This is a genomic window from Pseudarthrobacter xylosi (assembly GCF_055412765.1).
Map to the genome: position 1 here is coordinate 126,824 of NZ_JBVAYT010000007.1, position 25,323 is coordinate 152,146.

At 64.5% G+C, this 25,323-nt stretch carries 23 protein-coding genes; 4 read left to right on the plus strand and 19 right to left on the minus strand.

What is annotated here, in order from left to right; all coding sequences use genetic code 11:
• Nucleotides 1-91: 91 nt before the first annotated feature.
• The 4 genes from ACZY1F_RS15580 to ACZY1F_RS15595 all read right to left on the minus strand — a co-directional run bounded on the left by ACZY1F_RS15580 (nucleotide 92) and on the right by ACZY1F_RS15595 (nucleotide 5,190).
• A complete protein-coding gene (locus ACZY1F_RS15580) occupies nucleotides 92-1,660 on the minus strand; it encodes a GMC oxidoreductase (RefSeq protein WP_463942822.1) in 1,569 nt (522 codons plus the stop codon).
• A 19-nt stretch (nucleotides 1,661-1,679) separates the two neighbouring features.
• A complete protein-coding gene (locus tag ACZY1F_RS15585) occupies nucleotides 1,680-3,176 on the minus strand; it encodes an MFS transporter (protein WP_463942824.1) in 1,497 nt (498 codons plus the stop codon).
• 173 nt (nucleotides 3,177-3,349) lie between these two features.
• Nucleotides 3,350-4,153: a hypothetical protein gene (locus ACZY1F_RS15590; protein ID WP_463942825.1), complete on the minus strand. Its 804-nt coding sequence runs from the start codon at nucleotides 4,151-4,153 to the stop codon at nucleotides 3,350-3,352.
• Nucleotides 4,150-5,190, minus strand: a complete 1,041-nt coding sequence (locus ACZY1F_RS15595; RefSeq protein WP_463942826.1) for a Gfo/Idh/MocA family protein — start codon at nucleotides 5,188-5,190, stop codon at nucleotides 4,150-4,152. Before ACZY1F_RS15595 ends, ACZY1F_RS15590 begins: the two co-directional genes overlap by 4 nt.
• Nucleotides 5,191-5,296: 106 nt before the next feature.
• Between ACZY1F_RS15595 and ACZY1F_RS15600 the strand changes: the two genes are divergently transcribed.
• Nucleotides 5,297-6,559 (plus strand): ROK family protein, encoded by a 1,263-nt coding sequence (locus ACZY1F_RS15600; RefSeq protein WP_463942828.1) that lies wholly within the window; start codon nucleotides 5,297-5,299, stop codon nucleotides 6,557-6,559.
• Between the two features lie 53 nt (nucleotides 6,560-6,612).
• On the opposite strand, the gene ACZY1F_RS15605 is transcribed toward ACZY1F_RS15600, so the two are convergent.
• Nucleotides 6,613-7,029, minus strand: coding sequence for a C-glycoside deglycosidase beta subunit domain-containing protein (locus ACZY1F_RS15605; RefSeq protein ID WP_463942830.1), 417 nt, complete (start codon nucleotides 7,027-7,029; stop codon nucleotides 6,613-6,615).
• A 68-nt stretch (nucleotides 7,030-7,097) separates the two neighbouring features.
• Here ACZY1F_RS15605 and ACZY1F_RS15610 point away from each other — a divergent pair, with 68 nt between their 5' ends.
• Nucleotides 7,098-8,099 (plus strand): restriction endonuclease subunit R, encoded by a 1,002-nt coding sequence (locus tag ACZY1F_RS15610; RefSeq protein WP_463942832.1) that lies wholly within the window; start codon nucleotides 7,098-7,100, stop codon nucleotides 8,097-8,099.
• A gap of 133 nt (nucleotides 8,100-8,232) precedes the next feature.
• Here the strand turns inward: ACZY1F_RS15610 and ACZY1F_RS15615 are convergent, their stop codons facing one another.
• From ACZY1F_RS15615 to ACZY1F_RS15665, 11 genes are all read right to left on the minus strand, one after another.
• Complete coding sequence (locus tag ACZY1F_RS15615; RefSeq protein ID WP_463942834.1) at nucleotides 8,233-9,237, minus strand: sugar phosphate isomerase/epimerase family protein; 1,005 nt, start codon at nucleotides 9,235-9,237, stop codon at nucleotides 8,233-8,235.
• Between the two features lie 13 nt (nucleotides 9,238-9,250).
• Nucleotides 9,251-10,453 (minus strand): Gfo/Idh/MocA family protein, encoded by a 1,203-nt coding sequence (locus ACZY1F_RS15620; protein WP_463942836.1) that lies wholly within the window; start codon nucleotides 10,451-10,453, stop codon nucleotides 9,251-9,253.
• Nucleotides 10,450-10,848: a C-glycoside deglycosidase beta subunit domain-containing protein gene (locus ACZY1F_RS15625; RefSeq protein WP_309813824.1), complete on the minus strand. Its 399-nt coding sequence runs from the start codon at nucleotides 10,846-10,848 to the stop codon at nucleotides 10,450-10,452. Before ACZY1F_RS15625 ends, ACZY1F_RS15620 begins: the two co-directional genes overlap by 4 nt.
• Nucleotides 10,849-10,857: 9 nt before the next feature.
• Nucleotides 10,858-11,922, minus strand: coding sequence for a sugar phosphate isomerase/epimerase family protein (locus ACZY1F_RS15630; RefSeq protein WP_463942838.1), 1,065 nt, complete (start codon nucleotides 11,920-11,922; stop codon nucleotides 10,858-10,860).
• A gap of 18 nt (nucleotides 11,923-11,940) precedes the next feature.
• On the minus strand, nucleotides 11,941-13,044 hold the full coding sequence (locus ACZY1F_RS15635; RefSeq protein ID WP_463942840.1) for a sugar phosphate isomerase/epimerase family protein: 1,104 nt from the start codon (nucleotides 13,042-13,044) through the stop codon (nucleotides 11,941-11,943).
• Nucleotides 13,041-13,436 carry a C-glycoside deglycosidase beta subunit domain-containing protein gene (locus ACZY1F_RS15640; protein ID WP_463942841.1) on the minus strand — a complete coding sequence of 132 codons (396 nt, stop codon included), beginning with the start codon at nucleotides 13,434-13,436 and terminating at the stop codon, nucleotides 13,041-13,043. The genes ACZY1F_RS15635 and ACZY1F_RS15640 overlap by 4 nt, the downstream gene beginning before the upstream one ends.
• A gap of 88 nt (nucleotides 13,437-13,524) precedes the next feature.
• Nucleotides 13,525-15,084, minus strand: coding sequence for a c-glycoside 3-oxidase CarA (gene carA / locus ACZY1F_RS15645; protein ID WP_463942843.1), 1,560 nt, complete (start codon nucleotides 15,082-15,084; stop codon nucleotides 13,525-13,527).
• A complete protein-coding gene (locus ACZY1F_RS15650) occupies nucleotides 15,081-15,854 on the minus strand; it encodes a TIM barrel protein (protein WP_463942845.1) in 774 nt (257 codons plus the stop codon). Before ACZY1F_RS15650 ends, carA begins: the two co-directional genes overlap by 4 nt.
• A gap of 123 nt (nucleotides 15,855-15,977) precedes the next feature.
• Nucleotides 15,978-16,814: a carbohydrate ABC transporter permease gene (locus ACZY1F_RS15655; protein WP_463942847.1), complete on the minus strand. Its 837-nt coding sequence runs from the start codon at nucleotides 16,812-16,814 to the stop codon at nucleotides 15,978-15,980.
• A gap of 2 nt (nucleotides 16,815-16,816) precedes the next feature.
• Nucleotides 16,817-17,776, minus strand: coding sequence for a carbohydrate ABC transporter permease (locus ACZY1F_RS15660; protein ID WP_463942848.1), 960 nt, complete (start codon nucleotides 17,774-17,776; stop codon nucleotides 16,817-16,819).
• Nucleotides 17,777-17,829: 53 nt separating this feature from the next.
• On the minus strand, nucleotides 17,830-19,122 hold the full coding sequence (locus tag ACZY1F_RS15665) for an ABC transporter substrate-binding protein (protein WP_463942849.1): 1,293 nt from the start codon (nucleotides 19,120-19,122) through the stop codon (nucleotides 17,830-17,832).
• A 233-nt stretch (nucleotides 19,123-19,355) separates the two neighbouring features.
• Between ACZY1F_RS15665 and ACZY1F_RS15670 the strand changes: the two genes are divergently transcribed.
• Complete coding sequence (locus ACZY1F_RS15670; RefSeq protein ID WP_463942850.1) at nucleotides 19,356-20,300, plus strand: LysR family transcriptional regulator; 945 nt, start codon at nucleotides 19,356-19,358, stop codon at nucleotides 20,298-20,300.
• 57 nt (nucleotides 20,301-20,357) lie between these two features.
• On the opposite strand, the gene ACZY1F_RS15675 is transcribed toward ACZY1F_RS15670, so the two are convergent.
• Entirely contained in the window at nucleotides 20,358-21,836 is a 1,479-nt protein-coding gene (locus tag ACZY1F_RS15675; RefSeq protein ID WP_463942852.1) for a C-glycoside deglycosidase beta subunit domain-containing protein, read from the minus strand.
• 30 nt (nucleotides 21,837-21,866) lie between these two features.
• Nucleotides 21,867-23,159 carry a C-glycoside deglycosidase beta subunit domain-containing protein gene (locus ACZY1F_RS15680; protein ID WP_463942984.1) on the minus strand — a complete coding sequence of 431 codons (1,293 nt, stop codon included), beginning with the start codon at nucleotides 23,157-23,159 and terminating at the stop codon, nucleotides 21,867-21,869.
• A gap of 217 nt (nucleotides 23,160-23,376) precedes the next feature.
• On the opposite strand from ACZY1F_RS15680, the gene ACZY1F_RS15685 reads away from it, so the two are divergent.
• Entirely contained in the window at nucleotides 23,377-24,294 is a 918-nt protein-coding gene (locus ACZY1F_RS15685) for a DUF1905 domain-containing protein (protein ID WP_463942854.1), read from the plus strand.
• A gap of 57 nt (nucleotides 24,295-24,351) precedes the next feature.
• Here ACZY1F_RS15685 and ACZY1F_RS15690 read toward each other — a convergent pair whose 3' ends face one another.
• On the minus strand, nucleotides 24,352-25,290 hold the full coding sequence (locus ACZY1F_RS15690; protein WP_463942855.1) for a PfkB family carbohydrate kinase: 939 nt from the start codon (nucleotides 25,288-25,290) through the stop codon (nucleotides 24,352-24,354).
• Nucleotides 25,291-25,323: the final 33 nt, after the last annotated feature.

Below are 25,323 nucleotides of genomic sequence, written 5' to 3' on the forward strand. Positions count from 1 at the left end.
TCGGGGAATCATGGATTTGGAATAGCTGGTATCCACGGAACCGATGGCAGCAGACTGAGGCGGGCGGCTCCTGTCAGGATGCCCCGGCAGGTCAGGAGCCGAGCTCCTCCGCAACCTTCCGAGCGCCTCGGACCGCGATAGCCACGCTCATCAGCGTGGGATTCATGGCCGTCGCCGTCGGGATGAGCGCATTTCCGCCCACCACAAGGTTGTCGTATCCCCATACGCGCGACCACGGATCCGCCACCGAGGCGCCGTCATCGGCCTCCCCCAGGCGCATGGTGCCCTGGTAGTGCAGGCTGGAGCCGTTTGGCATCAGGCGGGGCTCGGCGACGAAGACGCCGAGGGCCTTCCCGGCACGACGGAGCCGCTCCGTGGCCTGGGCGATCTCCACGTCTTCCTTCTCGGTGAGCGCGTACTCAATGGTCATGTTCGGGAATCCCCGGTAGTCCGTCTCGTTGTCGTCAAAGGTGACGGCATCCTCGTAGCGGGGGTGCTTGCGCATCCCGTAGCCCATGTTGACGTAGCCCCAACGGTTCTCGGAGTAAGGACTTCCCTGCTCCATCGGGAACGGCGTGGTTTCCGTGTACATCACCTGGACGGAGAAAGGGTGCTCCGGCTCGGAGAACGGGATGCGGTTCACGGCAGCGACGGGGTCGGCCGGGTTCTGTGCACGCCGGGCCAGTTCGGCCTTGAGGTCCTCTTCGGTGGCGTACCGCCCCATTTTCTCCCCATCGAGGGCCACTGTGGAGATGACCACGGGATGCTCCGTCAGGTAGTGACCGAGGGCCTTGGGCCTAACGCCGGAGGCCCAGAGGAGCTGCGGCGAGCGGAAAGCATCGGCAGCCACCACCACAATGTCCGCTGCCACAAATGACGTCTCCCCGGTGCGGAGGTCCTCGACGGTGACGCCGGTAACCCGGCGCCCGTCCAGTTCCACGCGCCGGACCAGGGTGAGGTCCCGGAGTTCGAACCGCTTCGAGAGCGGGCTGTCCTTGTCGATCAGCGGGCCGAGGACGACGTCGGCACCCGCCCACCGGACGGAACCGTCAGGCTGCGGATCGCCGGCGACCGGAAGGGTACCAACCCCATAGCCGTCCGGGAGTTCAGCGCCGAACTCTTCATCGAGCAGGGACCTGACGGCTCCACCGACGGCGGAATCGGCGAACGCGGCGCTGTGGACGTGGAGCAGCTCCTTTGCGCTCTCAATGAGTCCAGCCCACTCGTTGTCCGCGATGAAGGGAAGTTTCTCGCTGAAGGCGGGCGACGGCGTCGCGCACGTCCAGTGCGCACCCTGGCCACCGACGTTGGTGGCGGCAGCCGCTGCGGGGAAGGTTGGGGCGTGGGCGGAGCCTGCTCCGCCGAAGTCGAGCAGGTGCGTGCCCTGGCGTGCAGTGAACATGCCCTCCGTGATTGTCCCGGCGGGAATTCCCAGGGATTCACGGTAGGCGCCAGCCTGCGGTCCTTGCGACATTTCCCGCGCGCGGGCTTTCTGGTCAGGGTCGGGAATGTTCCGGACGCTTTCGCCGGGAATCTCCGTCAGTTGGGGTCCTGCTTCGAACATCACCACCCGGGCTGAAGGGACTCGCTCCAGGAGCACTCGCGCATAAGTGGAACCGATGGGACCGCTGCCGACAATGGCAATGGTGGGGTTGGACATAATGTCTCCTTCGAAAAAGTCAGGCCGGGAGGGTTTCGGAAGTTGTTTGCGGAGCGGGAACCGGTTCGTCGGAGAGCCGGCCGTGCGGAAGCAAGACCGCCGCGACAATTCCCACGGCATAGGTGACCGCGAGGGCGATGAAGATCGGTGTGAAGACTGCGCCATAGATGTGAGCGACTGTGGCCTGGAGAGCGGGGGCGGCCGCGTGGACCAGTTGCGGGGTCAGTGTGGAGGCGTCAATGCCCGACGGCAACAGCGCTGCGACGCCGAAGCCGATCACCCCGCCGATGATTGCCGTCGCCACTGTTGATCCAACTTGCCGCACCAGGTTGATGGTTGCCGTCATAGTGCCGGTCTGGCTGGCCGGGACAGCGCCCTGGACCACTGCGACGATCAGGCTCATGAACGCCCCGGTGCCCATGCCAACCACGCCCATCACAATCATGGGCACCCACAGCGGCAGCCCGAGGGGCAGCACGGCCATGACAAATAGCCCTGCCGCTCCTAGCGAGGTTCCCAGGATCGGGAAGATGCGGTAGCGCCCTGTTCGGCTGGCCAGCCATCCTGTGAGCAGGTTGCTGATCAGCATGCCGAAAACTGTGGCGATGGGGACAAACCCGGACACGGTGGCGGAGGTTTGGTAGGCCATTTGAAAGTATGTGGGAAGGTACGCAGTAATGGAGAAGAGCCCGACGCCGATGATCGCCGACAGCGCGGTACCTGCGGCAATGGTGCGGTTGGCAAAGAAGTGGAGCGGCACGATGGGCTCGAGAGCGCGGCGCTCGACAAAAAAGAAGACAACAAAGCCCACCATGCTGACCCCGAGCACCGCAGCGGTGACAAGGCCGGCGCTGCGTTCGGCAGCCCACGTCACGGCGAGTACGAGGGCCACCAGTGCGGTGGTGAAAACAGCCGCCCCGGCAACATCAAAGTGACGAGGCCTGGGGCCTGGCTCCAGGTGGGGAACAGCGACCAACGCGAGGCCCAGGGCTACTGCGCCCACCGGGATGTTGATCCAGAAGACCCATTGCCAGCCCCAATAGTCTGTAATGGCGCCACCAAGCACGGGGCCAACGAGGATCGCGATGGGGAAGGCCGCGCCAATAAGGGCCATGTAGCCGGGCCGTTCCCGCTGGGTGGTGACCCGGGCAATAATGGTCTGGGACATCAGCTGCAGGCCTGCGGAGCTCATCCCCTGCAGGACGCGTGCGGCGATGAGCCAGGCCATGTCCTGGGCGAAACCGCAGGCCAAGGAAGCGGCCAGGAACACAACCAGTGAACTGAGGAAGATCCGGCGCGCTCCCAGCACATCACCCAGTTTGCCGAGCACGGGCAACAGGACCGTGCTGGCCAGGGTGTAGCCCACAACAACCCAGCTCATCAATGTCAGCGCATCCAGCTCACCGGCGATGGTGGCCAGCGATGTGGACACCACCGTGTGGTCCAGGGCCCCGAGGAAGGAGACCGAGAGCAGGGAAATAACAAGGAGACGGAGTCTCAAAGGTGAAAGTGGCATAGTGATCTACCCGAACGATCGGGCCGTCGACGCGACGTGTTGTGCCTCCGCCGCACCATCACGACGGAGAACGGGTCCGAAAGAAACCCCGGCGCCACTTCCCATCATAACCCACTTTAGTCTAAAAGCAACAAAAGAATGCCTGGATTGGACATTCCGTCCGGCAGTGCCGCCTATGCGCGGAACAGGTCCCGAGTGAGGACCAGGTCCTCGAGCAGCTCCTCCAGGTCGGCAACAGGCTCGCCCGAGGCACAGGCCTCGAGCGCCCGGCGCAGCGCGAGGCGGGACGATGATTCATAGCGCTCCGGAGCCCTCAACGTTCCGTCCTCGGTGGATGTCTCCAGACGCATCAGTCCGGCAGGTTGGTCCACCGTTACTTCCGTCCTCACCTCGCCGAGGGCGATCACCTGGAGCAGGCCACCGGCGCGTAGGCCCGCGGCCGTCGTCGTCGTCGCCGCAAGGGTGGTGGGGATCGACCCGCCGGCAGAGCCCCCCGAGTCCAGGAGTGCGATCCTGCTGTGCGCCGTGGCAGTGCCGGACCGAAGCGTCAACGGCCCCTGAACCAGGGACCGCGCCCAGCCGAGGCCGTCACAGATGGCGGCGGCAAGGGCCTCTGCGGGGGCAGAGCACTCCACCGTGATTATCCGGGCCGGACTGCTCCGCCTTGCGCGGACCGCATCAGCGACAACATCGGGGCGGAGGCGGGGGCGGTCAACAATGACAGGGATGCCACTTTGCCACGGGTCGGATTCACGCGCCTCCGGCGGGAGCACGCACGGGTCCGCGATCACGACCGCCAAAGCTCCCCCGGCCCGGGCCGCCAGCATGCCCTGCCACCAATCACCGGACCCAGGCACCACCACCACCGCGCCGCTAAGGTCCTCGGTCAGTGCGGCACTGAGAGGCAGCTCGGCAACAGCAGCCACGTAGGAAGGCAGCGCAGTGAAGACGCCGCACCCAAGATCAACCGCGCTCACTGCAGCGCTCCTTCACGTACTTTCTCAGCGGCAGCATCGGCGAGGTCAATGGCATACTGCGAGTCCGCAAGCAGTTCGTCATACTCCACCGGCCCGGCACCCTCAAGGAGCGACGCCAGCAGGCGCCATTCCGCCACATAGCCGTCTTCCGGATCCCGCGCATACTCGGTCCACTGCCCATCCGCGCGTCGAACGCGGGTGCCGGCGCTTCCGGCGTGGACAAAGGCGGGAGGGAAGTTCACCTCGATGCGGTCGTGGGCTGTGACAATGCTCATCCGCCACAGGGCATCGGGCCCTTCCGGAAGCATAGTGAGCGCCAACTGGACCAGGACGCCGCTCGACCGGTAGCCCACCAGGTAGCCGATGGGCGGAGCGACCCGCGCATAAACCACTTCGTCAATGCCCGGCGCTATGTCCCTAACGGCGGGAAGATCATGAATTGCGAGGCCCGTCAGCAGCTGCCGCAGAACCTCGGCCTCCACTGCGCGATCATCCAAGTCAGGACGTCCCCGGCGCGCTGCCTGGAATGGACCGCCCTCTGCGACCAGCCGGTGGTACCTGTCATTTGGCGGGAGGGCCAGCGTCACGGAGATTGTCTGCACCCGGCCCTCAAGGGCAACAAGATGATGCTTGGCGCGCCCCCATGCCGCGTCGAACAAGTGATTTGTGCCCACCAGGAGCAGGGTACCTGCGGCCCGGCACGCAGCAATGACATCTTCAGCTTCTTCCTTGCTGGCGGCCAGCGGCTTCTCGCAGAAGATGGCCCGCTTGCCCGCGGCCACTGCTGCCAGGATTTGGCGGCCATGTTCAGCGGGCGGACTGCAAATTGCCACCACGTCCACGTCCGCGTCTGCGAGCATCTCCGCCTCCCCCTCCGACCAGCGGGCACCAAGTTGCCCGGCCAGAACCCGGGCACGCCCGCTTCCGGCATCGGCAATGTGCACCACGCTGAACAGCTCCGCCAGCCGCCCCAGCACCGGAAGATGAAGAGCCGCGACCCCCGGCCCGGCTCCAAGAACCCCTACGTTCCAAGGCATCGTTACCCTCCTTCTTATGTCTCTATTATTCATAAGTGAGGTCGGTTCTGGCTATAGTCGCGCCCTGCAGCACTTTAGTCTGCCCCAATGTGTGAGAATTGTGAGCATGACGACAGACTCCACACTCCGCTTTGGAGCCCAAACGGATGAAGTGACGAGCCTTTTGCGGATCGTCAACCTGGTGCGAACGGGCGAAGCAACAACCCGCCCGGAAATCGGCAAGGTCACCGGCTTGGGCAGGGGCGTGGTCAGTCAACGCGTGGATCAGGCCATTCAGATTGGCTTCCTCGGGGACGGCGAATTCGGCGCCTCTTCCGGCGGCCGCGCGCCACGGACCCTGCGCTTCCGGGCGGAGCAGGGACGGATCGTGATATGTGCCCTCGGAGCGGCTCACATGAGGGTCGGCATAACTGCGCTCGACGGCGACATCCTGGAACACACGCACCGCCCCTGGGATATCGCGCAGGGTCCGGAGAAGACCATCGATGCGGTCATGTCCCTGATCGATGCTCTGCTGAAGAAGGACTCCAAAATACCCGTGTGGGGTGTAGTAGTGGGGCTTCCCGGCCCGGTGGACTTCGCTACGGGGCAGCCCGTGGCGCCACCGATCATGCCGGGGTGGAACGGTTACGACGTCCGCACCCCCTTTGAAGAACGCTTCAATGCACCGGTATGGGTGGACAACGATTCCAACCTCCTTGCCCTCGGGGAACGTGCCCGGCGGCGCGACTCACTGGCGGACCTCATCTACTGCAAAATCGGCTCGGGCATCGGAGCCGGCCTGCTGTCCAAGGGCAGGATCCACCGGGGTGCAAACGGGGCCGCCGGCGACATCGGCCATGTCCGCGTCTCCGACTCGGATGAACAGTGCCGTTGCGGCAAGATTGGCTGCCTGGAAGCGGTTGCCGGCGGCTGGGCACTGGTCCGGGACGCAGAAGAGGCTATCAAGGAAGGGGTCAATACCTCCCTTGCCCCGCTGGCGAAGAAGGGGGCGCTAACCCTTGAGGAGATCACCCTCGCAGCCCAGGCCGGGGACTCCCTGGCCATCACTCTCGTCCAAAAGTCGGCCCGCGTGGCCGGCGAAACTATTTCAGCCCTCGTGAACATGTTCAACCCCGGAGTCATTGTCATTGGCGGCGCCATGGGCTCTGCCGGCGAGGTGTTCCTGGCCGAGGTGCGCCAACGCGTCTACGAATTGTCGCTGCCGCTCGCTACCCGGGACCTCACCATCACACTTTCCGTTAACGATGAGCGTGAACCCTTGCGCGGCGGCGCCGAACTGGCCCGCGAACAGCTGTTCGACGTCACCTTCCCCCGCTGGTTCGCGGAGGGCCGGCCGTCACCGGAACGGGCAACTGTTCCGGCATAGGGTCACCGCGGGCGCAGGCGCTACCTGCGCCCGCTCAGACCGCATCGCATCCGTCAGGCCACGTCTCGGGACACGCTGGGCAGCGGCACCCGGTCTGGATCCAGCCTGGCCTCCAAGTGGAACGGCAGTACCAGCGGCGAGCCGGGGCCCGCCTGCAGGTAGGGCACCAGCAACTGGAAGTCGACAGCGACGGTGTGCACACCGGCGCCAAGTGTGCGCCGGCCGGCCAGGACCAGCCTGTCCTGCACGAACCACCAGCCGGCCTCCTTCCCAAGTGAATCTGCCGGCACCTCGCGGTTCCCCAGCACCGCTGCGAACTCCCCTGGTTCCAGCGGGACCCCGTCCACCTCAACTGCCAGGCCAGCCAGGCTGGACAGGGGCATCGAGCGGATCCAGGGAAGGCCCACGCGAAGCTCAAACCCCCACGGCGTGGCCGACAGCGCATCTTCGCGCAAAGCTGTTTCCAACATGGCTTCCATCCTTTATCCTAAAAGTGACATAAGTTTGTCATTAACACGCATAAATGGGAAGGCGCCAAATGGCCCCCGAAATTCCTGACAGCTGGACCCTTTGCGCCAGCTCGTTCAACTGGACTCCAGAGATCACCTCTGCCCGCCGAACTGCCCACGACATTGTCACCGGCATAGCGGACTCCGTCACGAAAACAATCGAGCTGGAACCCGGGCTGCTATGGCGGTCCTTCCCCGCTCCGCAGGACACCGAGGTGGACGCCCTGCGCGACGAGCTGGCAGCCAAAGGCGGACGAGTCAGCATCGTGGGCGCAAGCCTCGACGACTTCACGTCCCCAACCGGCCGGCGTTCGCTGCAGGAACGCCTGGACTTCCTGGTCCCCCAACTCCATGCCGCGCAACGCGTGGGAGCCAGCGGCGTCCGTTTGCCAATCGGCCAGGCGGGCACGGAACTGCTCGCACTGCTGCAGCCGCTGCTGCACGAACTCGACTTAGTGCTGTTTGAAGAGATCCAGGGGCAGCAGAATCCGCGCAACCCTGCCGTGACACCGGCCCTGGATGCGATAGCAGGGCTTGCGGATGATCACGTGCGCGTGCTCGTGGACATCAGCATGCTGATGCCAGCCCTTCCTGTCAGCTACCTCGAAGAGCTGCGGCGGGGAGGCATTTCCGCCGACCTTCTGGAGCGCCTGGAGAATGACTGGCGGGACCCCGCCACCCACGACGCCGTCACCGCCCTGCTCCGGGCAAGGAATGTTCCGCCGCGCATCCACACCCTCTTTATGAACCTGGTCATCCGCTTCGGCCGCAGCGACGCCACAGACCTGCAGGGCATCCTCCCCCTTGTGGGCGCTTTCCACCTGAAGTTCTGGGACCTGGACGACGACGGCCGCCGGGTTTCCCAGCCTCTGCATGACCTTGGCAGCCTGCTCGGCAGGAACGGCTTCACCGGCACGCTGACCAGCGAGTGGGGAGGCCACGAATGGCTGCAGGACGACCCCACCGATATAACGCGGCGGCATCTGGCGCTGGCGGAGTCCGCCCTGGCGGCCCAAGGGGTCGGTGGTTGAGCCCGTCGATACCAAGCAGTCGGTGGTTGAGCCCGTCCAAACCCGGCGTCGACAAGCTCAATCACCGACTGAAGGAACACGAAAGGCCGGCCCCGCGGGCCGGCCTTTCTGTTACTTGCTGCTCCGGGCGGTACTACTTCGTGCTGAAAGCAGCGTCGAAGGCCGCCGCGGAGGGTTCATAGCTGGAGAGCCGGCGCACGAACGCAAGCGCCTCGGGCGCGCCATCCAGCCGGTCCATGCCCGCGTCCTCCCACTCCACGGACAGCGGACCGCGGTAATCGATCGCATTGAGCATGCGGAATGCATCCTCCCAAGGCACGTCGCCATGCCCGGTGGAGATGAAGTCCCAGCCGCGCCGCGGATCCGCCCAGGGCAGATGGGACGACAGGCGGCCGTTCCGGCCGTTGACGAGGCGCTTCTTCGTGTCCTTGCAGTGCACGTGGTAGATGCGGTCCTTGAAGTCCCACAGGAACCCCACCGGATCGATGTCCTGCCACACCATGTGGCTCGGGTCCCAGTTCAGCCCAAAGGCCTCCCGGTGCCCGATCGCCTCGAGGGTGCGCTGCGTTGTCCAGTAGTCATAGGCGATCTCGGACGGATGCACCTCATGGGCGAACCGGACCCCGACCTCGTCAAAGACGTCCAGGATGGGGTTCCACCGGTCCGCAAAGTCCTGGTAGCCGGCGTCGATCATCTTCTCGGTGGCCGGCGGGAACATCGCTACGTACTTCCAGATGGACGATCCCGTAAATCCGGTGACCGTCTTCACGCCGAGCCTGGCGGCGAGCCGCGCGGTGTTCTTCAACTCCTCTGCTGCGCGACGGCGGACCCCTTCAGGATCGCCGTCGCCCCACACGACGTCCGGCAGGATGCCGCGGTGCCGTTCGTCGATGGGGTCGTCACAGACGGCCTGGCCTTTGAGATGGTTGGCGATGGTCCATACCTTGAGGCCATGGTGTTCAAGAATGTCCAGCTTGCCCTGCACATAGGCGTCGTCATCCCACCGCCAGGGGTCCAGGTGGTCACCCCAGCAGGCGATCTCCAGCCCGTCGTAGCCCCACTCGCCGGCGAGCCGGGCCACCTCCTCAAACGGCAGGTCGGCCCATTGGCCGGTAAACAAGGTAATTGGTCGTGCCACGTACTTCCCCTCTCTACAAGGCCCGCACAGGAACGTCGACGGCGACGCGTGTCCAGGCGGAATCATTCTCGGAGCTGCGCTCGACGGCGTCGAGCACCCGCTGCACCCTTAGCCCGTCAGCGAACGTGGGATGCGGATCAGTGCCGGCCACGATGCCTTCCACGAGGTCTTTGACCTGGTGGGAGAAGCCGTGCTCATACCCGAGCATGTGGCCCGCCGGCCACCACGCCGAAACGTAGGGATGCTCCGCTTCGGTGACCAGGATCTTCCGAAAGCCCTGGCGGTCCGCGGGTACCGTGCGGTCGTAGAACTGGATGCTGTTAAGGTCCTCAAGATCGAAGGCCAGCGCGCCCTTGTCGCCGGAGACCTCGATCTCCAGCGCGTTCTTCCGGCCTGTGGCGAAGCGGGAGGCCTCGAACGACGCCAACGCCCCGGACTCGAAGCGGCCGGTGAAGATGGCGATGTCGTCCACCGTCACCTGGCCTTTGCCAACACCGGCAGTGCCGGACAGCCCCGTCTTGGAAAGTCCGGAACCGGAGTCGAGCAGCGGCCGCTCCTTCACGATAGTTTCAATGACGCCTGATACCTTCTCCAGGTTCAGCCCGGTCACGAACTGGGCCAGGTCAATGGCATGGGCACCGATGTCCCCCAGCGCACCGGAACCGGCGTGCTCCTTCTGCAGCCGCCAGGCCAGCGGCATCTCCGGGTCAACCAGCCAGTCCTGCCGGTAGGTAGCGCGCACGTGATGGATCCTGCCCACGGCCCCCTCGGCGATGAGGTTGCGGAGGAATGTGACGGCGGGAACGCGGCGGTACGTGAATCCCACCATCGCCCGGATGCCCCGGGCCGCCGCGCGCTCGGCCGCCGCGGCCATCGCTTCGGCCTCCGCCGCCGTGTTGGCCAGCGGCTTTTCGCACAAAACGTGCTTCCCGGCCTCAAGTGCGGCGATCGCAATCTCCGTGTGGGAGTCACCGGGGGTGACGATGTCGACGACGTCGATATCGTCCCGGGCGATCACCTCGCGCCAGTCTGTGGCTGATTCCGCCCAGCCCCACTTCTTCGCCGCCGCTGCGGTGGCGGACGCGTCGCGGCCCACAACAACTGCCATTTCCGGCTCGGCCGGCAGGTCGAACACCCGGGGGGCCGTCCGCCAACCCTGGGAGTGGGCGGCACCCATAAACCCGTGGCCGATCATGGCCACGCGCAGGGTTGTCATGCGAGCACTACCTTGCGCTCCACCGCCACGCGGTTGCCCACGTAACGCTGGGGCGCGATCTGCATGTAGAGCAGGCGGAGCGTGAGGATAACCTCGACGTCGATCTCTTCACCGGCGTCGGGGACGCGGTCCAGGGGGATGATGATCTCCGGCTTATCAGCCACGAACCACAGGGTTTCCCACTGCTCGGGAAGTTCGGCAATGGAGTAGGACTTTCCCTGCAGTTCAAAACGGAGGGACTCCTTGGGGACCTCATCTCCGTTGACGGATGCAACGACGTCGTCAACAGCAGACAGCCAGAGGCTGCGGTACCAGGGCAGTTGCACTGACACGGCGATGCCCTCGGGGTGCCTGCGGACGTCGGCGTCCTGGAACAGGGAATTGTGAGTTGCCATGGCTTTTCCTTACTTAACAGTCTCGACCAGGGTCGGGTGGGGAACGTTTGTTTCTGAATCGACGGCGTCTTCGATGGCCCGCCGCATGAGCGTGTGCTGCTTCTTGACGAGGTCGATCGGATCGGATTCGCCGAGGTCGGCGAAGGCGTGTCCCTCCCATTCGCTGGAAAGGTAGCCCTGGTAGCCGCCCTTGACGAACTGCCGCACAATGCGGGGAATGTCCATCGCCGGCTCGTTGCCGTTTTCGTCGATGTCGTAGAACTTTGCGTGGACGTGGAAGATCTGGGGCATGATGTCCAGCCATTCCTCCGGCGGAACCAGCCCGTGCATGTTGAAGGCCAGCCGGGTGAACGGGCCCAGGCGCGCGGGGTCGAAGTTGTTCGCGTTGAGGTAGTCCTCGAATTCCTGGTTGCGTTCCTGCATCGGCAGCGGCTTGCGCCAGATGTCCTGCATAACGGCAAAGTGCTCTTCAGGCAGCCCCATCTGCGTCAGCGTGCGGAACAGCGTCGGGGAAAGGCTGTGCATGGTGGAGCTGAAGTCTGCCGTGAAACCGAGCCGCTCGCTGCCCAGTTCCGCGTACATTTCGCGGATCTGCAGGATCTTGGGATCGTTCGGGCCCTGCGGTGCATGGATCTCGTAGCCGAGCTTCTGGTCATACTTCTCGGCCAGGGGAAGCAGCCGGCGGAGCAGTTCCTTACCTGCGGAGCGGATCACCACGCGGTGGAAACCGAGCTTATTGGCGGTGCGCAGCTGCGCGGCGAAGAAGTCGTACTCCTCATCCGGCGTCATGTCCCGGTCCTTGCGGCGGCCCATGTCCAGGTTGGTGCCCACTGCGCTGGGGGTGAGTCCGTAACGGTCCATGCTGTCGCGCCACAGGCGGATGAAATCGTCGTCAACGTCGGGGTAGGTTCGCAGCATTTGGGCGATGTTGAACTCGACGCCGGGACCGAGGCCTTCATCGGCAACGGCCTTGATCAGGGTCTCCGGGGTGTAGATTCCGGCGGCGAACTCGGAAGTGAGCGAATAGAGGGTGATGCCGAGCTCGATGCCCGAGCCTGCGATGCCTTCTGACATGTCTTGTTCCTTACTATTTCAGCCGCGGACGGGCTGGGCGAGGTGACTGTTGAGGATGCGGCGCGCTTCGGCGGCGTCAGTGATCATAACCGAACGTGCGTTGGTTGCAGCGGAACGCTGGACGGCCTGCTCACCGCGGATGATGTCGAACGGGTCCTGCCAGTTGTTCCAGTGCCAGCCTTCGTATTCGCTGGAGATGGCACCGGAGTAGCCGTTCTCCACGAGTTGCCGGACCAGGTCCCGGACCGGCACTGAGGGCTCTTCGCCGTTCTCATCGATGCCGAAGAACTTGCCGTGTACGTGGCGCACCCAGGGCATGATCTCCAGCCAGGTGTCTATGGGAGCAGGCCCGAAAAGCCCGGTCCCGTTGATGCCGAAGTCAATGCCCAGGTCCGGCCTGCCGTTGCGGGCAGCCAGGCCAATGAAGGCACCGAAGCGCTCACCGTGGACCTTTTGCGTGTTCGGCGGCCCTTCGGCGTAGAAACCGTTCCACAGGTCAACCACCCGGCGGAGCAGTTCCTCCGAAGCGCCGCGCCGGCGGTAGGCCTCCAGCAGGGAGGGTGCGAAGCCGGTGACGGTGGCACCCCAGTCTGCGGTGAAGCCAAGCAGGGGAGAATCCAGTTTCTCGTAGCGGTCACGCAGCGCGAGGACACGCTCGTGCGCGCCGTGCTGGTCGGCGTGGACTTCGAGGGCCAGGGTCACACCGTACTTCTCAGCCACGGGCAGCAGGCTTTCCATGGCGTCCGGAGTCAGCGAAATCTGCACCCGGGCGATGGGGAAGCCGAGCCTGGCAGCTACCTCGATCTGCTTGCGCATGTATTCCACCAGCTCGTCATGGTTCATGAGCCGGTCACGGCGGATCCCCGTGTCAACGTTGACTGCCAGCGACGTGGGAACCAGGTCAACCTCGGCCACCAGATCGTGGAACTGCCCCACGAAGGTGTCATCGATCCGGTCCGGAAAGCCCCGCAGGCTGGAGAACCCGATAAGTTCAAGCCCCGGGCCGAAGCCTTCGGCCGCCACTTTGCGGATCAGGCCTTCGAGGTCGTACTGCCGGGCGTGGGAGACCCGGGTGAAGCTGTAAAGGGTGACGCCCTGGATCGGCGTGCCGAGGCTGGTCATCGCTGTGCCACCTTCATGGTCTTGGTGTCGTGCTCTTCGATATGCAGCACGCCGTGGTCGGTGATGATGTACGGAATGTAGAGCTTCAGGTCCACCCGGACCTCGTGTTCGGCATGGGGGTCCGGAACGGGAAGTTCGCCCGAAAGGACTGCTGAGTCCAGCGGGAACCACCATTCGCCGGTTTCGTCGACGAGTTCCTCAAAGTTGAATGTGCGGTTGTTCATGGTCCAGCGCAGTGAGCCCTCCGGGGCGGCAACGCCGTCCACTGTCAGCGCGGCTCCTGCAATGCACGAGCCCGGCAGGGCCCGGTACCAGGGGATGCGGACTTCGACGGCGGTGCGGCCGTCCTGGGTGGTAAGTGTTCCGTGCTCGATTATGCGGTCGGCGATCATCGAGACCTCCTTGTCTGCGGCATGCCTTGCCTGTTATTGAGCAAATGCCTGTGCCTGGGTGAAAGGGCGGGCAATTGCCGCTTCTTCATTATTTAGACAGTCTATTGTCTGATTCGGACATAAGTAAAGAGCTGGTGAGTTCTTCCGCAATCCTGTGTGCCCCGCGCACTGCGAGCGCCACCGCCGTCAGCGTGGGGTTGCAGGCGGTGGCGGTGGGGATGACGCCGTTGCCGGCCACGAAGAGGCCGGGGACCTCCCAGACCTGGCTGTCCGGAGAACAGACACTCTCGCCGTCGTCCGTCGCGCCCATGCGCGTTGTGCCCTGGTAGTGGAGCGAGGATCCCGGCGGGAGAACAAAGGGGTGCTCGTCGAGCGGTTCACCCACAGCCTTGCCCAGCCGGACAATCTCCTGCTTGGCGCGCTCCAACACGTCATGGTCCCGCTGCGTGAGGCGGTAGTGGATGCGCATGGCGGGCATCCCGTACGAGTCACGGGCAGCGTCGTCGAACGCCACCCGGTCCTCCCGCTGGAGATCCTTCGCGCAGAACAGGCCCAGCCCCACGATCGACCCCGGAACAATGGGGTCATCCTCGGCCAGCGGAACCGGTGACGCATCCAGCTGCATGATCTGGCCATGGAACGGCGCGTCGTCAGTGTAGGGAACCCACGCCACGCCGCTTTGCTCGCTGAGCGCGCCCTCCCCGGCCCGCGGCGCATGCTCGGCCTTGACGTCGCGCAGCCTGCTCGCGAAGACCACCTGGGCCTGGTCGTTGAGGTAACGGCCCAGGGCGGCGGGCCTGATGCCGGAGGCCCACAGCAGCTGCGGAGTGCGCAGGGCGTCGGCGCCCACCACGACGTAACGGGCTGCCACCCTATGGATCTCACCGCCGCGCCGGTCCTGGACTTCGATGCCGGCGGCAGTACCGTCCTCCACCAGCACGCGGGTCACCAGCGACTCATCAAAGAGTTCAAACTTCGGGTTCTCCCGGGTCAGGTCCCCCATCACGACGTCGGAACCCGACCACACGAGGCTGCCGTCCTCCCGCCGGTGTACAGCAAGCGGCATGGGCTGGACACGCAAGCCAGGTTCGCGTCCCTCATCCACCGCCGCCGCAAGGCGTCCGCGGACGAGTTCAGAAAACGGGGCACCGTCAAAGGCGTGAGTAGTGACGCCCAGGAGGCGGTCGGCGTCTTCGAGCAGCTGCTCCAGGTCGGGCAGGAACTCGATGCGTTCCTTGCCGCCCGGGCGCGGGCAGGCCGCGGTCCAGTGGGCGGCCATGCCGCCCACGTTGCTGGACATGGCTGCTACGGGCATCCCGTCCTCGCCGGGGAACGCCGAGCCGTCCGGCAACAGGTACGTTCCGGGCCTGGCCCTTCGCTCTCCGCTCTTGACGGCGCCGGGTGAGTTAACCGTCTCGGCGCCTGCCCCCGGTCCTTCCGATGCGCGCTGGGCAAGGCTCCGGCGCTCGGGATCCTCGATGTTCTTGACGTGGGCACCGGGAGGATTGCTGACCGTGGGCCCTACCTCGAACATGGCGATGGTGGCACCAGGCGCTTCCTCGCTGAGGATCCGCGCGTACGCCGAGGCCGTGGGTCCGCTGCCAACGATGACGACGTCGACGTCGACGGGGTACCTGTTTGGGCTCATCGCGCCACCAGTTCCTGGATCCACTGGACAGACTTGGCCGAGTCGATGGTGGGGTAATACTCGAGGCCGATCGGGCCGGCGTAGCCGCTGTTCTGCAGGTCTGCGAGCCGCGCGTGCCAGTCAATGGATCCCGAGCCGGGTTCACCGCGTCCCGGCGCATCAGCGATCTGAACGTACTTGATGAGGTCGCCGGCGTTGGCGAGCTCGGCGGCCACGTCCTCGCCCTCGACGGTGGAGTGGTAAAGGTCGTAGAGGACGCCGAAGTTGGGCGAGTTGACGCCTTTGGCCACGTAAACGGCCTCTGACGTCCGGTCGAGGAGCGCCCCGGGGTGGTCCACCCTGATATTCACCGGCTCCAGGACCAGCGTGATGCCGGAACCCTCAATGTGTGCGACGCCGCGGGTGAAGATCTCGATCAGTTCGTCCAGCTGGTCCTGGCGTTTGCGGCCGCCGAATCCGGTGCCGCTGCCCACGACGAGCCGGGGGCAGCCGAGCTGCTGCGCTACCTCGACGCCGGCGTCGAGTCCCGTGTAGAAGGGCGCGTGGTCCTTCGGCGGGATCATGAACTGCATGCGCGGTTCCGCAAGCTGGGACGTGAGCTGGACTCCGGTTTCCTCGAGTGCGTCCTTGAGAGCGGGGATGTCCTTGCCGGTGGGGCCCCACATTTCGACGGCGTCGAAGCCGGCCGCTGCTGCAGCACGAACGCGGTCCGCGGCACTTTCGCCGGCTTCGGCGAAGAGAAGGTCAATGTTGGGTGAAAGCTGGAACATGAGTGTCTCCTGGAAGGTAGAGGGGGGGGAAAACATCGGGTGGAAGGCTTTGCGCGCCCGTTTTTGGGTGTGCGGGACCGCCACACAGCACTTGGGTGCTGCGTGCTGGTCAACCGTTGCGGGTCAGCCCTTTAGGCCGCCGGAGAAGCCCTGGATGAAGCGCTTCTGCGCGAACAGGAACAGCGCCAGGATGGGAATCATGGACACGATCACGATCGCAAAGATCGAATTCCACTCCGAAACCAGTGAACCGATGTAGTAGTACATGGCCACCGGCAGCGTCTGGTTGGCCGAGCCGCCCAGGAAGATCAGCGAGGTGAAGAAGTCGTTCCACACGATTAGTCCGGCGAAGATGGTGACCGTTCCGGTGGCGGGAGCCATCATGGGCAGCACCACCTTGGCAAAAATCTGGGACCGGCTGGCCCCGTCAATGGTTGCGGCTTCCTCGTAATCTGTGCCGAGTCCCCGGAAAAAATTGGCGTAGAGGAAGATCGACAGCGGCAGGAGCATGCCGGTGTAGAGGACGATCAGGCCCCACGCGGACCCTGTGAGTCCCATGGCCCGCGCACCCATATAGAGGGGCACGGCGCCGAGCTGGCCGGGGAGGATGATGGCAATCAGGAAGAGGTAATACGCACCCTTGCTCCAGCGGCGGGTGCTGCGGGAGATGACATATCCAGTGATTGAACCGAGCGCGATCAGTCCGACGATGCTTCCCGCGGTAATGATGATGCTGTTCACAAGGCCCAGGACAACATTGGAGTTGCCTGTGGCCGTCAGGACAGCCACGAAGTTGCTGAAGTCCGGGCTCTTCGGCGGCGCCAGGGGCGACGTCGTGTACATCTCGCTGTCCGGCTTCAGGGCTGTGGTCACCAGAAAGTAGAACGGCGTCAGGAAGATCAGCGCCAGGGCCCAGAGGCCAACTTCGCGGAGCAGGGTGAGTTTTGTGTAGCGGAACATGGTTAGTCCTCTGGGTTCGATCGCGTCAGTCGCTGCTGGATTACGGCGAAGAACAGGATGATGGCGGCAAGTACCAGGGCCAGGGCGGCACCGCCGCCAAAGTTTCCGAGCGCAAATGCCTGTTTGTAGACCTGGGTGGCCAGCGTTTCGGTTGCGCCGGCGGGTCCCCCGTTGGTCAGGGCCATGATGGGATCGAAGACCCGGAGCCCCTGGACTATTCCCAGGGTGGTGGCAATGGCGATGGCGGGGCGGATGGCCGGCAACGTGACGTGCCGGAAGCGCTGCCACAGGTTCGCACCGTCGATGGCGGCCGCCTCCTCGACTTCCACCGGGACACCGGCGAGTCCCGCCATGAAGATCACCATGGCAAAGCCGGTGGACCCCCAGACAAGGACTACCAGGACTGTCCAGACGGCCCACTGGGGATCGGCGAGCCATGGTTTGGCCAGATCGCCGGCGCCTATTGAAGTGAGGAAGACGTTGATGGGGCCGTCGAAGTCGAAGATGTACTTCCAGACGTAGGCCGTGGCCAGCGGACTGAGCACTACGGGCATAAAGAAGAGGGTCCGGAGGACGTATCGCGTCTTCAGCATCCGGTTGAGGCCGAGGGCGATGATGAGCCCGCCGACGTTGCCGAGCAAGACCGAACCAAAGGCCAGGAACAGTGTGTTTGTCAGGGCGCCGAGCTTGGTGGGGTCCTTGAAGATGGCTTCGAAGTTCTGCCAGCCCACAATCTTGAACGAGCCGATGCCTGTCCAGTTGGTGAAGGCGAAGAAGCCGCCGATACCGGTTGCCACGTAGTGGATGGCGATGACCAGGACAATCCCGGGCAGCGCCCACCACCAATGTCCCAACTGCAGGCCTGCGCTCCGGGGACGGGGGGTTCCGCCCGTCCCCGGAGCACGCCCGCCACGCAGGGGTGCTTTTGCTGCTTCGCTTTTCGGTTGCATCGTCGCAGTCATGGTAATCCTTGCTTGTCCCTTTGAGTCGTTGGAACTGTGGTGGTCTGAAGCTGTTACTGTCCCCAGGCCGTATCCATGGCCTGGAGTACCTGATCGGCAGTCTTCTGTCCGGTGATCAGGCCCTGGACGCCGGTGGCGAGGGCGTCGTACACGGCGGAGTTGGGCCACTGGCTGTTCGGCAGCGGGCCGTACTTGCCGTCCTTGATGAGATCGCCGACGTTCTTGTAGGCACTTGCGTTGAAGTCGTAGCTGTCAAGGCCTGTGACCGGCAGGGCGCCATCGATTTCTGCGAAGGCCTTGGTCTGCTCAGGCTCGGCCGCCCAGTCGAGGAACGCCTTGGCGGCATCCTTGTTCTTGGATGCTGCGTTGATGGAGAATGCATAGTTCGCACTGGCGTAGACGAAACCTTCGGAGCTCTTCTCTGCCGGGAGCGCCCGCACATTGAAGTCCGAGTCGGCGGCTGCAGTCTTCAGCTGCTTCCAGCTGGGGCCGGGGATAAAGCCGGCAACCGAGGTTCCGCCGGCAAGGCCCTTGGTGATGGCGTCGAACCCGGCACCTGCAGCGCCCTTCTGGAAGCAGCCCGCGTCATTGAGCTTGGTGACTGCCTCCAGCGAGGCTTTCCAGCCGTCCGAGCCAGCGAATGTGGTCTCCTTGGCGGCACGCTTTTCGTTCCACTTCGGGTCTTCCGCGTAGACGCGGGACGCTGCCAGGGACATCGCCATCAGCCCGGTATTCGGAGCCGCGGAGCCGGCCAGGGCGATGAACGATTTGCCGGATGACGCGAGCGTCTTGCACTGGTCTTCAAGGGCAGCAAAATCTGACGGGAAAGCAGAAATTCCGGCTGCTTTGGCAGCTGTTTCATTTGCAACCAGACCAACTACGGTGATTTCCGGCGCCTGGCCGTAGACCTTTCCGTCTGTTCCGAAGAGAGCCTCGCTGCCCTGGGGAACCAGTTTCTTGGCGGCGTCATCCAGTGGCTCAAGGAAGCCGGCCTGAACGAGCGGCAGGATGCTGCGTCCCTGGCCCGAACCAGGCGTGGTAACCACGACGTCGGAGGCGTTACCGGCCTGCAACTGCGTCCGCAGGGTCTGGTCATAGGAGTCATTAGGCTGCGGGTTGAACGTGATCTTCACGTTCGACTTCGCCGCCATGTACTTCTCGGCCAATACCTGGAAGGGGCTCTCAATGGTGTTGGAGGTAGCGAACGACAGGGAAAATTCCTGGGCGCCTCCTGCGGGCGAGCTGCTGCTGGCGGGGGCCGAGCAGCCGGTGAGGACGAGGGCTGCGATGGTGGGGACGGCGAGGGTGCCGACCTTTAGAGCCGAATAGCGACGGTGCTGTGTCATGTCCAGCCTTTCTGACTTCATTGTCGAAGAATTCCGGGAGCCGTGACCCCGGTCACTCATCAGTATGCAGGAGATGTGCAGAAAAAGCACATAAGTCTTGCCGATGATAGACATAAGTTTCACGGGGGTCGCAGTGACCTGCTTGCATAGAAGAGCATGATATGAATCATCGAAAGTATCGATGCCACTGATACACTGAGGTGACTTAGCTCACCGTCGAAAGAATGCCCGCCGTGACGAACCACGTCCTGCTCTCCCGGCTTGACCTGAACCTGCTGATCTCCCTTGATGCCCTCATCACGGAGCGGAGCGTCACCAGGGCGGCAGAGCGGCTTCATCTGAGCCAGCCGGCGCTCAGCGCCTCGCTTGCGCGGCTCCGGTCCCACTTCGGGGACCCCATCCTCGCCCGCCGCGGAAATGCGTACGAACTGACGCCCTTCGCCCTGCGGCTGGCAGAGCACACCACCACTGCACTTGAGGCCGCGCGGCGCGTCTTTGAGAGCCAGGCAACGTGGGAGCCCGCCGAGTCCGAACGGGAATTCTCCATCTACGGCTCCGATTACGGCTTCACCACTATTGGCCGGGTTGCCTCCGAGCTTGCGGCCGAGCGCGCGCCGGGAGTCCGGTTTCGCTTTATGCTCCACAATCCGATGGTGGTGGAGGACGCCGCCAACCGCCTTCGTTCCGTGGACGGCATGGTCATTCCGCATGGCTTCCTTAGCGGGCTCCCCTACCTGGACCTGTGGAGGGACGGATGGGTGGCCGTGGTCTCCTCGTCCAATGACGCCGTCGGCGAGCGCATCACCATGGAGAACATCGCCGAACTTCCCTGGGTGATGACGTATCAGACGCGCTCAGCCTCAACGTCGGCGGAACGCCAGATTATGCAACTGGGCGTAGAACCGCGGGTGGATGTGGTGGTTGAAAGTTTCCAGTCTCTGCCGCACTTTGTGGTGGGGACCAACCGGATCGCGCTCATCCAGGCGGCGCTGGTCCCGTTCGCGCTGCGGGTCGACGGTGTGCGGATCCTGCCGCTGCCCTTCGATGCCACACCGCTGGTTAATGCCCTGTGGTGGCACCCCGTGCATAACCGGGACTCCGAGCACGAGTGGATGCGGGGCCTTTTCAAGGAGGCAGGGGACATCGTGGCAGCCGCCACGGCGCAGGAAACCACTTAAATGCCTCGATGCCCGCCCATAACCGGACAGGCATCGAGGGAAATCCGCTTTGTAGGGTCAGGCCGAGGTCAACGCCGTCCGCATGCTCGTGCGGATGAGGTCGTGCTGCTTCCGGACCAGCAGCAGCGGGTCCACCTCGCCGAGTTCGGCGAAGGCATGCCCCTCCCACTCGCTGGACCAGTAGCCACGGTAGCCGCCTTCGACGAAAACGCGGACCAGCTCCGGATAGTCAATGGCGGGCTCGTTTCCCTGCTCGTCGATGTCGTAGAACTTCGCGTGCACATGCATGATCTGGGGCATGATGTCAGCCCATTCCTTCGGACTGACATGTCCGTGCATGTTGAAGGCCAGGTGTGCGAAGGACCCCAGGCGGGCTGGATCAAAGTCCCGTCCGCGGAGATAGCCGATGAACTCCTCCTGCCGCTCCCGCATCGGGGCATCGGTGGCCCAGGTGGCCTGCAGCGTCTGGACGGCTTCGTCGTCCAGCCCGGCACGGCGGACCGCGCGCAGGAGCGTTGGGGACATGCTGTGCATGGTTGAGGAGAAGTCAGCCACGAACCCCAGCAACGGTGAATCAAGCTCCGCGTAAACGTCGCGGACCTTCATGATCTCCGGGGAGTTGGGCCCCAGCGGCGCATGGATCTCATAGGCCAGCTTGAGCTCCAGGTTCTCGGCCAGGGGCAGGAGCCGGCGCAGCAGTTCGGGTTTGGCGCTCTGGATACGGACCAGCGGGAACCCGAGCTTCTTGGCGCCGTGAAACAGCGTCTCGGTGAACTCGTACTCCTCGTCAGAAGTCATGTCGCGGTCCCGGCGCCGGCCCATGTCAAGGTTCGCGCCAAACGAGCTTGCGGTGAAACCGTGCTTGTCGAAGGCCGCGTGCCATGAGCGCGCGAAGTCGTCTGTCACGGTCGGATAGGTGGGCAGGACCTGGGAGGCCACGATTTCAATGCCGGGACCGATGCCCAGTTCGGCGACGCGGTTCAGCAGGCCATCGAAGTCGTACCAGCCTGCCCGGAACTCGGCACTCGCTGAATAAAGGGTGAGCCCGAGCGAGAAGGGATCCTCTTCCGCTTTCGGCGGGGCCGGCGTGACCGCCGTCGTCAGCTCCGGTGCCGCCGCTGCCCTGCCTGTGGCGGTCAAGTCCAGTGTCTGGTTCACGAAATTCGGGACATACATGCCGGGACCGCCGTCCTGGCCGGGGGCAATCTGCATGTAGGGCAGGCGCAGCTCCCCGATCAGCTGGATCCGGAGCTTGTCACCCTGGGAGACAGGGTTGTGTCGCCTGGCAATGAGCAGCGGGTGTTCCTGGAGGTACCAGAGGGTTTCGCTTTGCGCGGGCAGGTCAGCGAGCGCATAGCGGACGCCCCCCAGTTCCAGCGACAAGTCCTCGGCGGGGATGTCCTGGCCGTCGACGGTGAGTCGCAGGCTGGAAACCGAGGAGAGCCAAAGGCTCCGGTACCACGGAAGAGTCAGGGCAAGCGCGAGGCCCTCGGGGTGGGGGCGCAGGCTTGCATCGTCAAGAAGTCCGTTGGGCATTGTTGTTCTCTTCGCTAGGGGTGGGATGGGTCAGGAAAGTTCGCCGGTGATCCGACGGATGAGTGCGTGCTGGCGCCGCACCTGCTCGAGGGCCCGCCAGGGAGTGCGTTCGCCTTCATATTCGCTGGACAGGTAGCCGGTGTAGCCGGACTCCTTGAATGCCTTAAGCACGGGCAACCAGGGAATTTGCTGGTCTTCCAGTTGCTCGTTGATGTCATGGAATTTCGCCTGGATGAACACAACGTACTGGGCAATGTCCGCGAAGTCGGCCGGGTGGACGCCGATGCCGTCCAGGAAGGCGGGCCGGGTCTCACGGGTCTCCCCTTCGCGCAGCGGGATGGGCCGGTCTTGGAAGATTCCGGTGTCGATGAGGAGGCCAAAGTTCTTGGTCCCGGTCCGCTCGATCAGGCCGATGTAGTCCTCGACAACGGGGTGCTTGATGGGCGTAGGCGAGTGTATCTCCGGGCAGATGATGATGCCCAGCTCATGCGCCAGGTCAAGGGAGCGTTCCGCCGATTCGGTCCAGATCGGGTCGGGGACCAGGTCGCTGGACACAACGCCGATCTTGGGGCGAACGAACCCAAAGCCGAGCCGGTGCGCAAGTTTCAGGTCCCGCTGCAGTGCCTCCGTGCCTTCGGCAACCGTCATGGTCCGTCCCGGGTGCAGCCGGGTGTCGATCCAGGAACCGTAGTTGGTGGGCTCGAGCGAGTACTTCTCCAGCAGCCCAAACCAGTTGTCGATCCACGCCAAAGAGGGATCCGGATAGCCAGGGATGTGCCCCTCGCCAAGTATCTCGACGCCGGTAGCACCCACGTCTGCGACGGCGGCCAGCGCCGACTCCAGGTCCATGACCGTGCCGTAGTCACCCATGAAGCTGTACAGGGAAACGCCGTAGCGGAAGGAGCCTTCGCCGCCTTCGGGCCCGAGCGTCACTGCACGGCTGGTGCGGTGCACGGTGGGCTGGTGCTCCACCGGAATATAGGACATCCGCAGGCGCAGTTCGATGGAGAGCTCATGCACGCCCTGCGGCAGTCCGCCCTCGAGCGGAACGGTAACCACCGCCGCTTCCTCCAAAGGCCACCGGACGCCGCTGCTGTCCCACAGCTGCTGCAGCGTATAGACCTGCCCGCCGAAGGTCCACAACGGAACGCCCGGTCCGACGTTGACGATGTTGCCGACACGGACGGCAATACCGTCGATGAGGGACGCGGCCATGCCCCGGTATGAAGGCATCCGGACGCGGAACTGGAAGCCGGTTACCCGCCCGCCTTCTGTGACATTGCGGAATCCGACTGACTGGATCAGGTCTCTTTCGAGAAGCATCATCGCTCACTCTCTATAGGCGCGAAATCAAGCCTAACAGCATTATGTCGATTTCATACTTAAGTTTGTTATGATTCTGCCTAACTTTCTCCTGCAACCTCGGTCAGTTCCGCCCTCAAAACGGCGCCAACGTAGCCGTAGATGAGGCAGCACCCGACTACTCCGCCGGAGATCGGGATTCCTTTTCGGCCCGGCCAACCGGGTCGATAATGACCATATGGTTCGCTTCACCGCCACTGTTCAGCTGCGCGGTTCCAATCCATTCGTGGACGTCCCGACGACAGCGGTGGCTGAGCTGCTGCCGCTTGCGGAGCATGGCCGGATCCGGGTGACTGGCACGCTCAGAGGTACGGAGTTCAACGCCACGGTGATGCCGGCCAGGTCCGGACGGCACGTCCTGTACCTTTCCGGGGGCCTCCGGACAGCAACGCGCGTGCGCATCGGAGAAACGGTCACAGTGGATGTCCATGCGCTCCACACCAACGAGGTCATCCCGCCCGGAGATTTATCGGCCGCCCTTGACGCGGCCGTGGGAGCGTCGGACAACTGGGGGCGGCTGCCCGTTTCGCAGCGGCGGGAGCTCATTCGCTTCCTCGAGGACGCCCGGACGCTGTCGACGCGGGCGCGCCGCATGGAGCAGATTTTGGCCCAGGTGCTGGGCGGGACCATAACGCCGCCGGGCCTGCGGACCGGCCGCGCCTTGTGGACATGCCCCTCCTGCGGGCGGCAGTTTGTCACACGGAACATGAACCATTCCTGCTCACAGCACACCCTCGACGAGCCGTTCCGCGACAGGCCGGAAAGCATCCACCGGCTGTTCGAGCTGGTTCGCCGTACCGTGGAGGCGATCGGCCCGGTAACGCTGGTCCCCTACCGGGACCGCGTCGCCTTTATGGTTCGGGTCAGGTTCGCTGCCGGCAAACCTGCGAACAAGTGGCTCGATGTGGAGTTCTGGCTTACGCGCCGGGTTGAGTCGCCCAGATTCCGGCGGGTCGAAACACTGTCTCCGTACACGCATCTCTACACGGTACGGGTGACCAAGCCCTCCGACGTCGACGGCGAACTGGCCGCCTGGCTCCGCGAGGCCTACGCGGTGGGCCGCCAGGAGCATCTGCGCTCATCGATTGCTCCGTAGACGCCCTTTGGGCCCCTCAAAACGGCGCTTACAGGGCAATCGATGAGGGAAACCCGCTTACTCCGCCGGAACCTCGTTCAGTTCGGCACGGGTGGGCGGGTTGGCGCCCGGGCGGGAAACAGTGACCGCCGCCGCGCGGGCTGCGTGGGCCAGGAGTTCGGCCAGGCCCTCGGCCGGAAGCCCGCGCAGGTCCTTCCGGTTCTGCGCACCGTCCAGGCCCCGGTCCACGATCCCGGAGAGCAGTGCGGCCATAAAAGAATCACCGGCGCCCACAGTGTCAGCCACCTCCACGCGAGGCGCGTCAATCGCAGTTTCACCGGCGGCCGTGATGCCCCACGGCCCGGCCGCGCCGCGCGTGACCACCACCATGGCCGGCCCCTCGGAGCCGCCCAACGACAGCCAGCGGCGCGCCGATTCAAGCACGTCCACACCCGGGTACAGCCACTCCAGGTCCTCATCCGAGGCCTTGACCACGTCCGCGAGGGTGACAAACTTCTCCGCCTGCGTCCGCGCATAATCCACGTCGGTGATGATGCTGGGCCGGCAGTTGGGATCGAAGCTGATCGTGGCGGCGGGGTGGGCATGTTCGACGGCGGCGAGCACCGCTGCGGCGCCCGGCGCCAGCATGGTGGCGATGGAGCCGGTGTGCAGCAGGGTGGTTCCCTGCAGCATAAAGGAGAGACGGTCCGCCAAGCCGGGAAGCTCCCAGGCGAGGTCGAACGCGTAGGTGGCGGCGCCGTCGTCGTCAATCACCGCGGTGGCCACGCTGGTAGGCAGCTCGTCCGGGCCCAGCGGCAGCATCACGGAGCTGGAGCGCAGGTGTGCCGCCACCGAATCGCCGTAGGCGTCGCGGCCGTAGCGGCCGATGAACTGCACGGCATGGTCCAGGCGGGCCAAGCCCACCGCGACGTTAAGTGGGCTGCCGCCCACGTGGGCTTCGATTCCGGAGGCGCGCTGGACAACGTCAACAAGGCCCTCGCCTATTACTGTGAGCATGGTCATACTCTGCCAGAGATGCGGGCCGCCCAC